This is a genomic window from Paenibacillus pabuli NBRC 13638, from assembly GCF_001514495.1.
In the GTDB taxonomy this organism is placed as follows: domain Bacteria; phylum Bacillota; class Bacilli; order Paenibacillales; family Paenibacillaceae; genus Paenibacillus; species Paenibacillus pabuli.
Map to the genome: position 1 here is coordinate 378,767 of NZ_BCNM01000002.1, position 16,014 is coordinate 394,780.

General features: G+C 40.2%; 16 protein-coding genes. All 16 read right to left on the reverse strand.

The window, feature by feature from the left end:
- Window positions 1-41 precede the first annotated feature (41 nt).
- The 16 genes from PPA03S_RS05455 to PPA03S_RS05525 all read right to left on the reverse strand — a co-directional run bounded on the left by PPA03S_RS05455 (window position 42) and on the right by PPA03S_RS05525 (window position 15,834).
- On the reverse strand, window positions 42-926 hold the full coding sequence (locus tag PPA03S_RS05455) for a carbohydrate ABC transporter permease (RefSeq protein WP_062320619.1): 885 nt from the start codon (window positions 924-926) through the stop codon (window positions 42-44).
- Window positions 927-941: 15 nt separating this feature from the next.
- Window positions 942-1,901, reverse strand: coding sequence for an ABC transporter permease (locus PPA03S_RS05460; RefSeq protein WP_062320622.1), 960 nt, complete (start codon window positions 1,899-1,901; stop codon window positions 942-944).
- A gap of 609 nt (window positions 1,902-2,510) precedes the next feature.
- A complete protein-coding gene (locus PPA03S_RS05465; protein ID WP_062320624.1) occupies window positions 2,511-3,572 on the reverse strand; it encodes a LacI family DNA-binding transcriptional regulator in 1,062 nt (353 codons plus the stop codon).
- Between the two features lie 419 nt (window positions 3,573-3,991).
- Window positions 3,992-4,168: a hypothetical protein gene (locus PPA03S_RS32750; RefSeq protein ID WP_157283951.1), complete on the reverse strand. Its 177-nt coding sequence runs from the start codon at window positions 4,166-4,168 to the stop codon at window positions 3,992-3,994.
- Window positions 4,169-4,711: 543 nt separating this feature from the next.
- Window positions 4,712-5,827 carry a hypothetical protein gene (locus PPA03S_RS05470; RefSeq protein WP_062320626.1) on the reverse strand — a complete coding sequence of 372 codons (1,116 nt, stop codon included), beginning with the start codon at window positions 5,825-5,827 and terminating at the stop codon, window positions 4,712-4,714.
- A gap of 991 nt (window positions 5,828-6,818) precedes the next feature.
- Window positions 6,819-7,655: a carbohydrate ABC transporter permease gene (locus PPA03S_RS05480; RefSeq protein WP_062320630.1), complete on the reverse strand. Its 837-nt coding sequence runs from the start codon at window positions 7,653-7,655 to the stop codon at window positions 6,819-6,821.
- A gap of 17 nt (window positions 7,656-7,672) precedes the next feature.
- Window positions 7,673-8,608 carry a carbohydrate ABC transporter permease gene (locus PPA03S_RS05485; protein WP_062320632.1) on the reverse strand — a complete coding sequence of 312 codons (936 nt, stop codon included), beginning with the start codon at window positions 8,606-8,608 and terminating at the stop codon, window positions 7,673-7,675.
- 70 nt (window positions 8,609-8,678) lie between these two features.
- Window positions 8,679-9,851, reverse strand: a complete 1,173-nt coding sequence (locus tag PPA03S_RS05490; RefSeq protein WP_245683520.1) for an ABC transporter substrate-binding protein — start codon at window positions 9,849-9,851, stop codon at window positions 8,679-8,681.
- A gap of 644 nt (window positions 9,852-10,495) precedes the next feature.
- Window positions 10,496-11,620, reverse strand: a complete 1,125-nt coding sequence (locus tag PPA03S_RS05495) for a GntR family transcriptional regulator (RefSeq protein ID WP_068963960.1) — start codon at window positions 11,618-11,620, stop codon at window positions 10,496-10,498.
- A gap of 396 nt (window positions 11,621-12,016) precedes the next feature.
- A complete protein-coding gene (locus PPA03S_RS05500) occupies window positions 12,017-12,541 on the reverse strand; it encodes a GNAT family N-acetyltransferase (RefSeq protein ID WP_062320637.1) in 525 nt (174 codons plus the stop codon).
- A gap of 58 nt (window positions 12,542-12,599) precedes the next feature.
- The gene (locus PPA03S_RS32755; RefSeq protein WP_157283953.1) at window positions 12,600-12,797 is read right to left on the reverse strand and encodes a hypothetical protein; all 198 of its coding nucleotides are present in this window, start codon (window positions 12,795-12,797) and stop codon (window positions 12,600-12,602) included.
- Window positions 12,798-13,024: 227 nt separating this feature from the next.
- The gene (locus tag PPA03S_RS05510) at window positions 13,025-13,531 is read right to left on the reverse strand and encodes a hypothetical protein (RefSeq protein WP_062320641.1); all 507 of its coding nucleotides are present in this window, start codon (window positions 13,529-13,531) and stop codon (window positions 13,025-13,027) included.
- Window positions 13,532-13,623: 92 nt separating this feature from the next.
- Window positions 13,624-14,025: a GNAT family N-acetyltransferase gene (locus PPA03S_RS05515; protein WP_062320643.1), complete on the reverse strand. Its 402-nt coding sequence runs from the start codon at window positions 14,023-14,025 to the stop codon at window positions 13,624-13,626.
- A 187-nt stretch (window positions 14,026-14,212) separates the two neighbouring features.
- Window positions 14,213-14,590: a VOC family protein gene (locus PPA03S_RS05520; protein WP_062320645.1), complete on the reverse strand. Its 378-nt coding sequence runs from the start codon at window positions 14,588-14,590 to the stop codon at window positions 14,213-14,215.
- A gap of 372 nt (window positions 14,591-14,962) precedes the next feature.
- Window positions 14,963-15,055, reverse strand: coding sequence for a competence inhibitor ComI (comI, locus tag PPA03S_RS33220; RefSeq protein ID WP_007431380.1), 93 nt, complete (start codon window positions 15,053-15,055; stop codon window positions 14,963-14,965).
- A 353-nt stretch (window positions 15,056-15,408) separates the two neighbouring features.
- Window positions 15,409-15,834 carry an NUDIX hydrolase gene (locus PPA03S_RS05525; RefSeq protein WP_062320646.1) on the reverse strand — a complete coding sequence of 142 codons (426 nt, stop codon included), beginning with the start codon at window positions 15,832-15,834 and terminating at the stop codon, window positions 15,409-15,411.
- Window positions 15,835-16,014 lie beyond the last annotated feature (180 nt).

Sequence of the window (16,014 nt, forward strand, 5' to 3'; positions counted from 1 at the left end):
TCTTATTCCTCCCCTTGTCCCATCGTTATCCATACAAGGAATTATCCTTTAATGGCACCAATCATTACGCCTTTAACAAAATATCTTTGCAGAAAAGGATAAAGCAGGAGCACCGGTATGTTGGCAACGACGAGTACAGCATATTTGATGCCCTCCACTTCCCTTTGCTGCTTAATCGCAGACTCGGTTGACATTTTGACCATATCATTCGTCTGGCCTTGAATCAGAATTTCCCGCAAAATGAGTTGAAGTGGAAATTTGTTCTTGTCTGACAGATACAACATTGCGTTAAAGAAGGCGTTCCAGTGCCCAACAGCATAGAACAGAATCGTCACCGCTATAATGGGCATGGATAATGGCAGGATAATCCGGGTTAAAGTTTGAATATTGGAGCAGCCATCAATCGTCGCCGCTTCATGCAACTCATTTGGAATCGATTGCTGGAAGAATGTCCGCATAATAATGATGTTCCAGATCGAAACGGCATTCGGAATGATCATGACCCAAAATGTGTTTAACATGCCAAGGTTTTTGATTAGCATATAGGTTGGAATTAGTCCGCCACTGAAGAACATCGTGAAAACAAACAGGGCCATGATGGCATTGCGGCCTATAAAATCCTTTCGGGATAGCGGATATGCCGCCAGAATCGTCATGACAAGATTAATCAGCGTCCCCACTGACGTATAGATCAGTGTATTGGTATAACCTCTGAGGATATCTTTGTTCTGAAAAATCTTCTCGTAAGAATGGAGATTGATCCCCTTGGGCCATAGGAACATTTCACCACGCAGAACGGCCTGCGGATCGCTGAACGAAGCACTTAACACAAAAACAAGCGGATAGATAACAATGAGCGTAATTATAATTAATAAAAAATGGTTAATCACATTAAAAATACGATCTCCTCTAGATTCAACAAGCATGCATCAGCAACTCCCTTACCATAGGCTCGTTTCACTCATTCGTTTTGAGATCTGGTTAACAGTAACTAATAAGATGAAATTGATTATGGAGTTAAACAGACCAATCGCCGCCGAGAAGCTGTATTCAGCATCTTGTATCCCGCTCCGGTAGACGTAGGTAGAGATAATGTCCGAGGTTTCTAAATTCAGTGTGTTCTGCATCAGCAGGACTTTCTCGAAACCAATACCCATGATGCTTCCGATATTTAAAATGAACAAAATGATAATTGTCGGCATGATACTCGGTATATTAATATGCCATATCCGCTGCAACCGGGTTGCTCCATCCACACGCGCTGCTTCATGAAGCTGAGAGTCCACGCCGGCTAGTGCCGCCAAATAAATAATAGAGCTCCAGCCCATGGTCTGCCATACATCCGACATCACAAACAAGGTCTTGAACCAGGATGGCTCAGACAAGAAATTAATGGGATTACCGCCAAACATACCAATGAAGTGATTAATGATTCCGTATCGCGGCGATAAAAACATCATCATCATGCCTACGACCACGACGGTTGATAGAAAGTGCGGCGCATAGGTTATGGTCTGAACAAATTTTTTAAACTTTTCCGCCCTTACCTCATTCATCAGAAGCGCCAAAATGATAGGGACTGGAAAACCTACCGCCAAGCTGTACAACCCAAGTCCAAGCGTATTTTTAATTAATCTCCAGAAGAAATAACTGTGAAAAAAACGTTCAAAATGTTCAAGACCGACCCAGGGGCTTCCCCAAATTCCCTTCGTTGCAATGAAATCCTTAAATGCGATTTGAATGCCATACATCGGCAAGTACTGAAAGACAATGTAATAAGCAACAACTGGTGAAATTAACAAATAAAGCTGCCAATTTCGTAAAATTGGGTTCCACTTTTGACGTCTTCTCTTCTTTTCATGTACTGCATTCATTGCAGGTTGTACAGTTGTATTGGCCATGAACATCCCCCCTGGAAATTGTCACTACAATTCTGCCTGGCAAAATGTCTTTGTGTTAAACCACCAGCGTCCTTACGCTGCTCGAAGAAGTTCCCACCTTTCTTCCTTGATTTCTAAGATTTGATTTACAGTACTTATATGTTAGAAGTTGTTACACAAAGTGAGTGAATAGCGTTAATAGATCACTTCATCATCTAACGCAAGAGGATTTGTTTTTTGGATATATATTTGGATATATATTTGGTACCAGTTTGGAATACGTTTTATGTGAGTTGGTAGGTATCAGTTTGAATAATAGGCTATAAGAGTTTTAGAGGATTCTTGTACATGTTATAAAAACATTGATTTAAAGGGGATGAAAGCGTAATCAATAATTTGGTTCAAGATACAATCTTAGCTGCTGGCTGAATCCAAAAACATAGAAAATAAAGCCAAACGCTTAATTTCATACATCATAATATAGCCAACAGACGGTTGTCAAACATTTTTTTGGTTTTATTTGGATCATTTTTGGCTAAAAAGACAAGAAAAACCCACGAGCATGCATTCCTCGTAAGTTTTATATTAAAGTTATCTGGATTTATATGTAATATAATATCACACAACTAACTAGTCATTTGTACGATTTGTACGATTTGTACGATCATAAACAGATGATTCCCTCACAATAAGGGTGCTGGGCAACAAAACTTTATGGAGAGATGAATAACGTCCTTCCAGATAATCGTTAATTAATTGTGCTGCCACTTTGCCGATTTCATATTTTGGAACTTGCACGGACGTCAGAGGTGGTGTTGTATACTGCGCCATAGAAATATTATCCATGCCCACGAATGCTATATCTTGAGGAATACTGCCATTTTGTTCAACAACTGCCCGCATGGCAGGAATAGCGAGCATATCACTTGCACAAAAGATTGCCGTCGGCCAATCAGACTTGGGCGTCTCGGTCAGGAGTTCCGTCAGTCTGCTGTAGCTGAGATTCACATTCCAGTTGGTGTTGATAATCCAATGTTCATTCAGACTCAGGTTTGCTTCCAGCATGGCAAATTTATAACCAACATACCTTTCTTCGCTCTCTATTTGTTCCGAATATGCAGGGCCTCCGATAAACCCAATCCGGGTATGGCCTTGCTCGATCAAATGACGGACTGCTGTGCGGGCAGAAAATATTCGGTCACAGTCAACGACCGGTACAGTAAGCCTTTCGTCATTGAGACTCACACCCAGTACAGTGATATTCTCTTGCTCAAGCAGCTCAAACAATTTTTCATCGTACCAGCTGATTGCGACTATACCTTGAGTACCCGTTTCCTGAAGCATCATCTTTATCCGTTCGGTGTCACTAAGTTCTTCGCAAGTGCGGACAATTGCTGGAGGCAGCCCCATTTCCGTCATTTTAACGTGAAAACCAGTCAGTACCTGTGAAAAGTATGGATGATCATCCATCAAAATCTGTGGCACGATACAGGCTATCCGTTTTGCTGAGGTAATCTCTTTGCCAATTGATTTGGAGGATTCATCCAAAATGTATCCCAACTCAAGGGCAGCTTCCCTAATTTTTCGCTTTGTCCCTTCATTGACCGGTCGATTGGTATCATTGCTGATTGCGCGCGAAACCGTTGATATGGATACGCCTACACGTTCTGCAATATCTTTTAATTTTGGCATTACAGCACCTCCTCTTGCTCTCTTCATTTGGAGCCAAAATTTATGTTTAGCAATGATCATATCATAATATTGTAATATTTTGGCGTCAATTAAACAAGCTGCGATACGAGTGCTGTTATAATATCAACACGCAATTGTTGCCACTTCTCATAAGATTTTACTATTTTCGGAATCCGAAAGTCTGATCAAGCTTTTAAATGTGGATAATCCTATAATTAGAAATTAAATACCAATTAAACTTGCTCTAGTGGGTAGGTTTGTTTAAGTATGTCTTTTTAGTTCCTATTAAAATCTTATTCATGATAGAGTTGACTTTGATTAGCTAGTTTAGGTGATGTACCATGGCATCTTTGATTTACTTATACATTTTTTTTAGTAATTAGGCTCTTTAGGGCATTAATATACGGTGTTAAAAAATATTATTTATTTTCTTCATTAATGATCCGTTCAAATAATTCTTTGCCTGCTTGAACTACATTAATCACACTTTCTGGAAGCTCTTCGCTCCCCCATGCTAAATGTCCTGATATTACTCTAATATCAAGAAGCGCCTGATATAATAAGGTCTTATAAGCCTTTATTTTCACATCATCCATGAGATACTCCTTCAAAAGGATCATTATATGTTTTCATGGTATTTCACCTAACGTTTGTGTGTTCTCGACGTCCCACCGACTTAAGGTCACGAAATTTCGCTTAGTCGGTGCGGATGTGTCCAGTTGCCTCTACTTCCCCGAAGATGCCTCGGCTGGACCGAGGGGCTTGTCCCCAATACGTTAACACATTGTTAGACGAGGGAATTTCTTCTTCAATTAATCTTAAAATACCTTTATAATTCCATATAATCCACTTCTTTATGTGCTACATATGTAATGTCCACTATTTCAAACTCCTCAATTTATATCTTGAAAATTGACCTCTATACGTACTAATTCATTATCTAATGGTAAAGAATCGTCTTTTAAGCCAAAAAAACGTTTTAACCATATTCTGATCGCAATGTAATCGGAATCTAAAAGTAATTTTAGCTTAGATTAATTTTAAAAATCGATACCCTAGTAATTTCTGATCAGCCCAATGACATAATTGAGCCTGCACAAAGTCTACTGAATACTATGCGTTCAGTAGACTTTGTATAATTAGACAATTGGATTGTAGTCAGCCAAGTTAGCGTGCTCCATTTTCTCGAGTTCTTCTTCTAAATAGGCGTAATAGGTACAACGGTAATCCGATTCTTTCCCGTCGTCCACTGAGCCTTTTCTTCCTATGCCTAGATAGATGGAAGTAAGGCTATCTCTTTTGTAGGAATCTCTATAGGTATCGAAGAGGATTGGGTCCGTAAGTTTGAAGTTTTCAATTAATTTCCCGCAATACCCCTCCTCCTGATTTTGCTCTACCGGGAATACATAATTTTGATAAAGGTGTACACTTTTCACGTAACTATAGTTTCTTGAGGTAAAATAACGAATGCCCGAATAATCAGTAGAACTTCTTACCCATTGCAATAGCAATTGAGGGATGATGTATTCCGCTTTGAATGTATGTCTATCTTCAAGTACCCTGACCGAGCAGGCGGCAAGTAACGGCCAGCATTGATAATAGGCCTTAAGGGCAAGGAAACATTCTTGCTCGTCCTTAATTTTATAAGAAGCATCCTTCGCTACTCGCGGCGGAAATCCAAAATCAATAAACTTGATATCATCCGCGATTTTATAGGAGGACACATACAGGTTTGATGTATCGTGCATTTTCCGTAACTCTTCCAAGCACGCGTATACTGAACTACCCAGATAGAGACTTGGGAAACCGGGAATACTATATCTTTGCGTTGAGACGAATCCCCGAGATTCGAACGGAATATGAAACAACTGTTTTCTTTGAGTCACAGCAAGGTTGGCATCATAACGTATTCTGTAAAACCTGTTTTCAGATCGACGGTTATAAAGCGCGAGCTTGTCAATATATTCGAGTAAGCGATCTGTGCCTTGCTTAAAAATGTCGAAAGCTGATGCCGGCAAGCCTTGGAAGTATTCGTTCAATGCTGCCAGTATGGTTTGGCATGTACCCTCGATACAATCAACTTCGCTGCTTGTGAATATGCCACTCTCCTTCATGAGATACACACTCTTTTTGAAATTATCATACTTCTTTTTTAAGAGAGAAGGATATGTCTCCGCCGTATATTCAATAGGGAGGTTTAATTCCTCCTTTATAAGTTCGTCTCGCAGTATACTTAATCTCTGTTCTAGCGTCATATTGATTCTCTCCTTGGGAATAGGTTACTTTTAAGGTTATGGGCTATTGCCTCACCCAGTTCAATGTAAATATAGCAGCAGTTCCTCTCTCCCCTGACTTCATTCTCCCCCCACAATGATAAAGTAGCCGATCGCTTTAATCTGCTACATAGATGTCTATTGAACTAACTTTCCCGTAAGATTTATACCGAACCGTAGGTCGAATGGTCCTAAGCGTGAATATAGAAACGGAGGGCGGACTGTTCGTGCAGGAGGAAGATAGTCGGCTAATGGTATATGCCCCTATGAAGCACGGTGACAAAGACGAGCGTAATCTTTGAAAATTAACCTTCGTTTAGATCATATCCAAACTATAGTGCATCATTCTTTCCTCTCCCCCTCAACGTATCAAATTATTGTTGAGGCTAATATAGAAATAGATACATGCAAGAGTAACAACAAGAATTAAAAAAAAGCAATAATCTTATAAAAACTTTCATGTCTTGAGAAAATGTAAAATTGCATTGTCGTGTTCTCATCCTCCTACAATGATTTCCTATAACGTCTTTTCTACGAATTCACCCATTTCCTGCGTAGGAGCAAATATACGAATTCGCTTAATGTTTCCATATATATTATTAGACGAAGAGAGGGCTAATCCTCCATCTCCGACAGGTTGCTTCTTATGAGTCGGTCCAGAGGTTTACATTTGTATCAAATCCACAAACTATCGTTCCATCTGCCCGCGAGCCTCATTATTATGCAGAATGCATTGGTACGCAAAAAGGCAGCTTCTGCTTTACACATCGCTGCCTTTTTGCTTATTAACTTTTTTCCAACGGACCTATCAATCTTCTACATAAAAATTGCGCTCGCCGATTTGGATATCCTGCGAATTCGGATTTCCATCTTTCCCGGTTGGACGAAGAATACGAACCGCTCAGTTTTGCCGTCCGCAATTTTGAGCGTAATCGTATTTCCGTCGCAGGAGCTTAATCCATACAAATGATGTTCAACCTTTTATACCGCTAAATGTAATGCCACTAATAAACGTCTTTTGAAGAAAAAAGAACAAAACAATGATAGGTAATGTCATCAAGGTGGATACGGCCATTAATAGACCCCATTCGGATCCCTTTTGACTCTGAAATTGCTGCAATCCGAGTGAAACCGTGTAAGATGGCTCATTGGTTAAATAGAGCAAGGGGCCCATGAAATCAGTCCAGCTCCCCATAAATTGAAACAATGCCACGGCTAAAACGGCGGATTTGGCTAGTGGAAACATGATCTGTAAATATATGCGGAACTCACTAGCGCCGTCTAGGCGGGCCGCTTCGCGCAGGGCATCAGGCAGTCCCATGAAAAACTGCCGCAATAGAAAAATGTAAATGGGCACTCCAAAAAATTGAGGTACAATCAGTGGAAGAGGTGTTCCTACCCAACCCAATTTAGTAAACAACAGGAATAGAGGAATCATCGTCACCTGTCCGGGAATCATCATAACAGCGAGGGTAACAAAGAAAAGTATACCTCTCCCACGGTACTCTAACTTGGCAAAACTATATGCAACCAAGGGACAGGATATGATCACACCAAGCGTACTAACGATTGTTATAATCGCCGTGTTTTTCAGATATGTCCAGAAAGGGATATACTCAACAGCACGGGAATAATTACTCCACAGAATTGGATGTGGAATCCACTCTGGTGGGAAGGTAAAGACTTGTGTGAGTGGTTTAAGAGAAGTCGAAATCAGCCAAATGAACGGAATAATGAAAAATGCAGAAGCAACAATTAGACATAAATAGGCTAACGCACGATTGATTCTTTTGATAGCGGTAGGATTCATCCCTTACTTCCTCCTCCTTATTTCCCTTGATAATGAACCCAGCGTTTAGACGTAATAAAAATAATCCCGGTTAATGCCATAACGATAATAAATAAGATCCATGCCATTGCGGAGGCGTAACCCATTTTGAAATACCTGAATCCGTTCTCATATAAATACATGACGTAAAAAGTCATGGAATTTGCAGGAGTTCCTTGCCCTTTGGTCAACGTATAGGGAAGAGTAAACTGTTGGAATGCACCAATCATTCCCATGACAAGGTTGTAGAAAATAACGGGAGTGAGCAAAGGCAGGGTTACCTTTCTCGTTTTCTGAAACCAGTTAGCTCCATCGATTTGCGCCGCTTCATAGTACTCATCAGGGATGTCTCCTAATCCGGCAAGGTAGATGACGACAGCTTGCCCAATACCCCAAAGCGACATCAGAATGAGAGAGGGCTTGGACCACGACTCTCCACCAAGCCAAGCAGGCCCATCGATACCGATATTCGCTAACATCCCGTTCACCAATCCGAAGTTTGGATGTAACAGCCACATCCACAGAACAGCCAAAGCCACTTGTGGAACAAGTGTAGGCAAGAAAAAGATCGTTCTGAATACAGCCATACCCTTGACCTTCATATTCAACATCATAGCGAGTGCCACACCGAAAAATATACTTAAGGGAACAAAAAATACGGTGAAATAGATCGTGTTGTATATGGATTTCCAAAACAAAGGATCATGAAATAGATCTATATAATTACTCATTCCGACAAATTCACCAGGCTGCAGAATGCTGTAAGTCGTGAAGCTGAAGTAGATGGACATTAGCATCGGAATTGCATAAAAGCACAGCAGCCCTATAGCCCAAGGTGAAGCAAACAGCCACCCAATCACATTGGTTCTGTGGAGTGCTCGTTTCCTCGCCGATGGAATTGCATTTACTTGAACTGGATCGGCCAGTTTCGCCATGTGCATTCTCCTTCCAATTGTCATTCATGAATAGGCAAGGAGAGAATTCGCTCCCTGCCTATCGTGCACCCTATTTGTTGTATTTTTCCAAAGCCTTATTAACAGTCTCTGTTACTCTATCCAGGTTCTCTTTCGGAGTACCGTTACCGCGGGTAGACTTTTCCGTAGCGGAAGCTAACTCATTCCACAGCAGCTGTCCTTCAGGAATAACCGGGCGGTTATGTGAATTGGGTAAAATATTGATAAATTCCTTCATAATCGGATCGTCCTTGTAACCGTATTTGTCGTTAACCGAATCGATAACGGAAATTTGAGAGTCAGCGTTTAATAACGTTTGCCCCTCTTCTTTCCCTAAAAATTCGAGGAATTTCCAAGCAGCATCGACGTTCTTGGCGCCTTTAGGAATAATAGCGGAGCCGCCTCCTGACCAAGTCGTAAAATCCGCTCCTGTTGGAGTCGGTATCGGTGCAACGCCGTAATTTAGATCCGGCTTAAATTTTTCAATACCCTTCACCGTGAAGTTTCCACTTATCTTCATGCTGATTTGACCGGAAATGAACGGATCCATTTCCTCCGAGCCAGCTGCGCTTGTGAATCCGGCAATATCCTCGACATTGTATTTTTTGCCGAAGTCGGTCATCCATTGTAACGCTTCAACGACCTTAGGATCATTTGCAGTAATTTTGCCAGTGGCAGCGTCCTGGAATTCTCCTCCAAATGCCCATCCCCAAGTATACAGCCAGCCTTGCGAATACCATGGGATGAAACCAATCCGTTTGAAACGTTTACCTTCCTTGATGGTTAACTTTTCGGAGACCGCTTCAAGCTCGGCGATCGTTTGTGGTGGTTTGTTGGGATCTAGCCCAACTTCTTTGAAATGATCCTTATTGTAAAATAGCAAGCGAGAGTCCGTATCCATCGGCATTGCATAAAGCTTTCCTTGATAACTGGACTCCTCCCAAGCAAATGGATAATACATTTCCTTACGAATTCCGGATTCTGCTGCCATCGCGGATAAGTCAGTCAGAGAACCTTGCGCCGCCCAAGTACCGACCTTAAACCGGTCGAAAAGTGAAACGTCAGGAGGATTGCCCCCTGCGACTGCAGTCAGCAGCTTCTGATCCGATCCCTCGCTGGATTCGGTATAAACCAATTTCATTTTGATGGTAGGGTTTTTCTCCTCAAATGCCTTCACGACTTTATTCAAATTATCTAAATCAATTGAGGTAAGACCATGCCACATCGTAACTGTTGTAATCCCTTCTCCGGCCTGATCGCTCGAGCCTCCCTTTGTGGAGCAAGCGGTTACCAGGAGTAACATAACCAGAAAGTAAACAAGAATTGGAAATGCGAATTTTTTGGATCTCCTCATTCAAAGTCCCCCTTAAGTTAAATTCATTAGTTTAACTTGAATTCCTATAGAATCCACTTCATTTTCTGATAAATCCACAATTCATGTAAGCGCTAACAATATTGGTGGCATGAACTATGCAAAACAGAAAATGATGAACGACGTGAATTTGTTATAAGGAATCCACTAGTTATACTAAGTATGTTAATATGACGTCGTGCAGCGTGTCAATTGCAATATTACGACATTGATGTATGGCTATGATTAGATCTAAATTGTCGTTTCGAGGTTCGTTAATCTCCGGTCTCCTAACCCATTCCCTGATGTGAAACAAGCATTACCCTAAGAAAAATGTCGATCGACATACTTCACAGAAGACAGACCGCGTTTCGAAGAGGTTTTTCTTGCGATACCAGGAATGTCCATGCTTCGAAATTTATACTTTCTGATATCAAAAAAGTGCCGAAAAGCCCCTGGGGACTTCTCGACACATTGAACAATATCCTAGCTTTTGTTGAGCTGTGCTTGTATTAACCCTATCTGTTATTTTTGACGACCATACGATGTTCAATAATGTTCAGCTCGGGAACTGCTGTTCCATGCAACTGAGAGATTAGCATATCTACTGCCAATTCACCCATCTGCTTCTCATCCTGCTCAATATGAGTGAAGATAGGTTGACCCAGGTAATCGTTCAGGGAGTCGAAACAAACAATCTCGAATTCCTCCAAAGATTTCCCCATTGAGTTGATAACCTGAGCCAGCATCGTAGCTATTAGAAATTCCGACGCGACAAACGCCTTTACATCAGGGTGTTGTTTCAAAAAATGCTCTACTGTTTCTTTATCACGTTCAATCGCTGTTCCGTTTATGTTTATGGGAAGGGTCCCCTTCAAGTTCGTCAATACATAGTCTTTGTTCAAGTTCATTCCTTCTTGGGTGAAGGCAAACGTATATCCGAGCAGCCTTTCCTCCAATGTTGAAGTGTTCTCTTCCGGCGGAGATAAAAAGGCAATTTTTTTATGACCTTTGCTAATCAGATGACGCGTAAGATCCATGGCTGCTTTCTTATTGTCTGTGTATACCGAACAAACCGGAATTCCCTTTAGGTATCTATCGACCAAAACAATGGGAAACCGATCCAATACAAGTCGAAGCAGCTCCGAATTATAGTGTTGACCATGAATGGGGGTCACGATTAATCCTTTGACGCCTAAACGAATAAATAAGTCAATCGCGCGTTTTTCCTCATCCGAATCCCCGCAGGTTCGCTTGATAATGAGTTGATAATTATGCTCAGCACTCCGCTTTTCCATCGCTCTAAGAAGTTGTAAGCCAAACTCGTCAGAAAAATTCGGTATAATAAACCCGATCAACCGCTTATCCTCCTCAGGAACCAAGGGCGTTCTTACCTCTGAATAGTGCTTCGGTTCTTGTCCTCCAACGATACCATCGGCCACATATGAACCTTTTCCCTGTATTCGTTTGATAACCCCAGAATCTGACAATTTCTCCAGAGCCTTTTTAGATGTAATACGACTGACGCCAAATTGTTCAGCCAACTCTTTTTCAGAAGAGACTCGGTCTCCTTCTTTTAATCGACCTTCTTTAATCTCTTGTACAATATAGATATAGATCTGCTCGTATAAATGCAATTCCACAAAACCACCCTGACATCATAATATTAATATACTAAGTATATTACACAAGGAGTAATTCGCAAAGTTACTGAGATTACCGACGAACTTCTGTGTCATGGCGTTTTCCAAGTCTACGGTGTAAGACCTCTGCTTACAGTTAGACCCCGTACTAGGGGCATGGGAATAACCGGCCTTTAGTCGACAGCCGATTCCCGTTTATCTTAGAGTTCTATATTTATTACTTGTGTTACTTGAAGGAACAAACAGGCAATCACAATGTTCTCCATCCTTACTACTATCTCCAAACAAAATTTTATGTATTTGGTCTTTGATAAAATACCCTCTTCTAAAGGCTCCGTAAGGAGCCTCAGCTTGGAAATGTTGTTAGACGTAGTACCCTTCTTCTTTGAATAGCTTTCAAATCTCTATCCAAAATCTATTTAATATGTTTCCATCTTCTTCTATAAAGTCTTTATCCCTTAATCCACCATTCTTAATAATTGTCTTTTTTGATGCTTCATTAATTTCATCACATACTAAAAGCACCTTCAATATCCCCAGTCTTTTACTTTCCAATAAAGCCAGTCTTAAAAGCTCTTTAGCATATCCCTTCCGCCTTTCCGACGGTCTGATCCCATAGCCAATATGTCCGCCACTATGAAATAGTTTATCTGTCAATTCGTGTCTAATATTTACTGCCCCTACAACCATCTGATTTGCTACTAGCCAATAAGTTGAATTGGCAACAAAGCCATTTGTATTTATTCTTTGTTTGTTATGGTTAAGCCATGTAATCATGTCTTCAAAGTTTTCTGGGTCTTTCTCAATCACCCATGGAACCATATCTTCCCCACTTTGTTTCCATTCCTGATAAAAACTCAAATAGGAGTCTTTCAGTTCAATACTCGGATTAGATAAAACCAACTGATCGTTCAACAGCATTGTCTCCCTTCCATTGCATTTAGGGTATTACGCCTAACATTAGTGAAGTTCCTTTGAATTATCTATTAAATACGTCTTGAAAATATTTATCCATTAATCCCTTATTCTTAAATCTATCTTTAATATGTTCTTTAGCTCTTAAACAAGCATCCTTATAATCTTCATTTCTCATACTATTGTCTGCAAGAAAAACCATTTCAATTATTGGATCACATGGTTCCAGCTCGTATGCTTTTGACAGCATGTTTTTTCCCATGCTTTCCCAATACTCATAGTCTCCGAAATGATGAGGAAACAAAGTGATCATGTAACCGAAAATCAATAAAAATTGTGTCTCTGTCGAGAATTTACGTATCCCTTCTTTTGTTACTTCGCTTAATGTCAATTCAATTATTTCATAGTCGTTATTATTGAGCCTCAGGGCGCATGCCCGATGTGTGAATATTATGTCAAGCGGAGTTACGGGCCCCTTTAAAATGCTACCTAGGTATTAATTGTCTTTGTGTATGTTTTTACTGAATCCGGAAAAGCTCCTTTAGACTCTGCTTCTTTACTTTCATCTTTTATCTGTCTCGTAATTATTTCCAATCCATCAAAACATGCATTTTCTTTGTACCAATCGATTAATTCAACTAAAGATACACTTTCTTGAACTTCCTTATCTTCATAATGCGATACAATTGTTATTGTAAAAGCCGGCACTAATGCATCCGCATTCAAGTAATATATAAAATTCTTCCTTGTGTAGTGCTTCATAAGGTATACCTCTATTTCTTTCTCAAGAAAAGAAAACACTTCAATCAATTTATCTGATGATATTCTGTTATTCTTTATAAGTCTATTGAATCCATGGATGTACAGGTAATTATAAGTTGCTTCATTTCTGGTTAGAGTAGGGTCATTAGAAAACAAAAAAGTTGGAGAAGTTATTATTGAAGTAACCTCTCGATATGCCTTCTGGGCGTATTTATTTAAATAATCTAAAATCAAGTGCTTTCCCTCTCTTCAGTAATTCCACTTAACGTTCTTAGATTCATGACGTTGCACCACCCTTCCAGGTTCTTGGATAAACTCACAAAATCCTATACCATATCTGAAATAAACATGGCTTTAGTTCCTTCTTCTGGCTTAAATCCAAATATTCCATAGAATTTCTCTGCACTATCATAGGATATAAGCACTTTTGTTTTGATATTAGAATATCGACTAAGCATTTTTTCCATCATTCTCTTTCCAATTCCTAATGATTGATATTCTTTATGTACTAACATGTAATGAAAATATACTGTCATCACTCCGTCAGAAAGTGCATTTATTAAGCCAACTAATTTGGTATCATCCCATGCAGTAATAACCGTGTGCGAGTTGTTTATTGCTTGTCTAAGATCTTCTGGGAAATCTCCTGATTTCCAGTCCACCGACTGAAACAGTTCTTGAAGCGCTTGTTTATCAATGTCTTTTATTTCTTTGAACATGATTGTCATAATATTGCTCCTATGTTGTTGTGTTTTGATTGGGAGTATCGGAACCCTCACCCCCTTAAGGAAGTCTGAGAGGATTAGATAGATCTTATCTTAGCCTCCCAGATCATCCGGCCGCGATGCGGTTAGGTGGTGCAGAGTTGTCCGCCTGACTCCACTTCTTTACTTACACATTCTCTTTATATTGTGGTCATTCTTTTGGTTGAAATGCTCCTAACTCATTTCCAAATGGGTCTGTAAACTTAATTACCCATCCAAACCCATGATCTTCATATAGTCTTATCTTTACATCATGTGTTTGCAACGTTGTGTGTAATAATTCAATGTCCTTCGTTAGAAACATAAATGATGGCATAGGAAAACCATCATTGGACAACCATAATGTCTTATCATTTTTCGAACTGAAGTGAAGCATCAGTACGGGGCCTGAATTGAATTTCATCCATGCTGCGTGAGGATAAACTGTCAGTGTTTCTAACCCTAACACTTCACTGTACCATCCTACTGCCTGATCAACGTCTTTAACAGGTATTTGAACATGATCAACATTCTCAATCAAGTTATTCAAAGAACTTCCCTCCTGGGTTTCGTGTTTTTCAGGGTTTAGCCAGTTTCATATAACGTTTCTGTATTCATGAACCCCGAAGGGGTTGTCTGCTGAAACTCCTCCCGAAATACCTCGCGCAGACCAAGGCTCCAAGGAGCATCGCTTGAATATTATGTTATATTGTGGAAATGCTTCTTCAAAATTGCTTACTAATCCGCTCTTTTTCAGTACTCTTTTTATTTTGATTCATCTTTTGAAATGTGTTATCATATTCTTAAATAAAGACCAAGTGCAGCGAACACTTGGTCAGTACAATTGGCTTGGATGGTTTATCCCTTCTTAGTCAAGTCAGGACAAAAACCCACCTTTGGCTGTCAACCTTGGGGTGGGTTTTCACTTTCTCTTGTTGTTATTGATATACGTTAAAAGTGCAAGAATAAATGTTCCAAATAACAGCATCAGAGTCATTGCATCTTTCACTTCCATGGTTTCACCTCCTTTCGAAGGGAAACCATACCCACCCAAGATTCAATTGTATCTATATTTTACCTGTATTGACATCTGCGCACAAGCGTTCTTATCTGCTTTCTTATACTTTTCTTAAATCCTATTTATTGTCCATCATTTCTATCACATAACGTTTTGCATTCATGACGCACCACTCCCTTAAGGACCCGGAGGGTCCTTAAGGGAGTGGTGGTGGGTCCGCCTGAGGCTGCTTCTTCGTGGATACCCTCGGGCGGACCGAGGGGCGTAAGCCCAGAAGCGTGAATGCGGTGTTATATGATTTCAGTGTCTTCTTCGATACACAAACAGACTGTCTTGCATTCTTTGTTTCCTTATGAACTTACTTCTGTAAAAATCTTATTCTTACTCATCTTAACTTGTTCAATCATATGCCCAATATTTCCTTCACCTGCAAACAACGACATATCAAAGAAATCTTTATTAAGGTCGGACCAGTATAATTCATTTTCATCCCCAGAGACCATCACACCATACTTCAACTTGCCAACATAAACTTCCACATAACAATCTTGAAAATAGTATTTAAAATCCATTAAATGATGTAGAACAATATCTTTATCAGATATGCCAGTCTCTTCAAGTAGTTCTCTATAAGCTGCCGTAATACCCGATTCTCCGCGCTCAATTTTACCGCCTACAAGATTACTCAGACCTTTGTATGGATTTCTTAATCGCTTGCACATAAGTAATTTATCCATATCCTTGTTATAAATCATGAGCACATTATACCCTTGCACTTTACATCCTCCTAAAGACCTTTAATATTTTCTGTTTGTGGAATTTCATGTATTGCGCTGATTTCCGATAACGTTCTTGTATTCATGGGGTCCGACAAAGTCGGATGTGTCCGGCAGATTCTGCTTACCTGAATTACCTCTGGCCGGTACCAAGGGCATCAACCCGCAGCATGAATACCC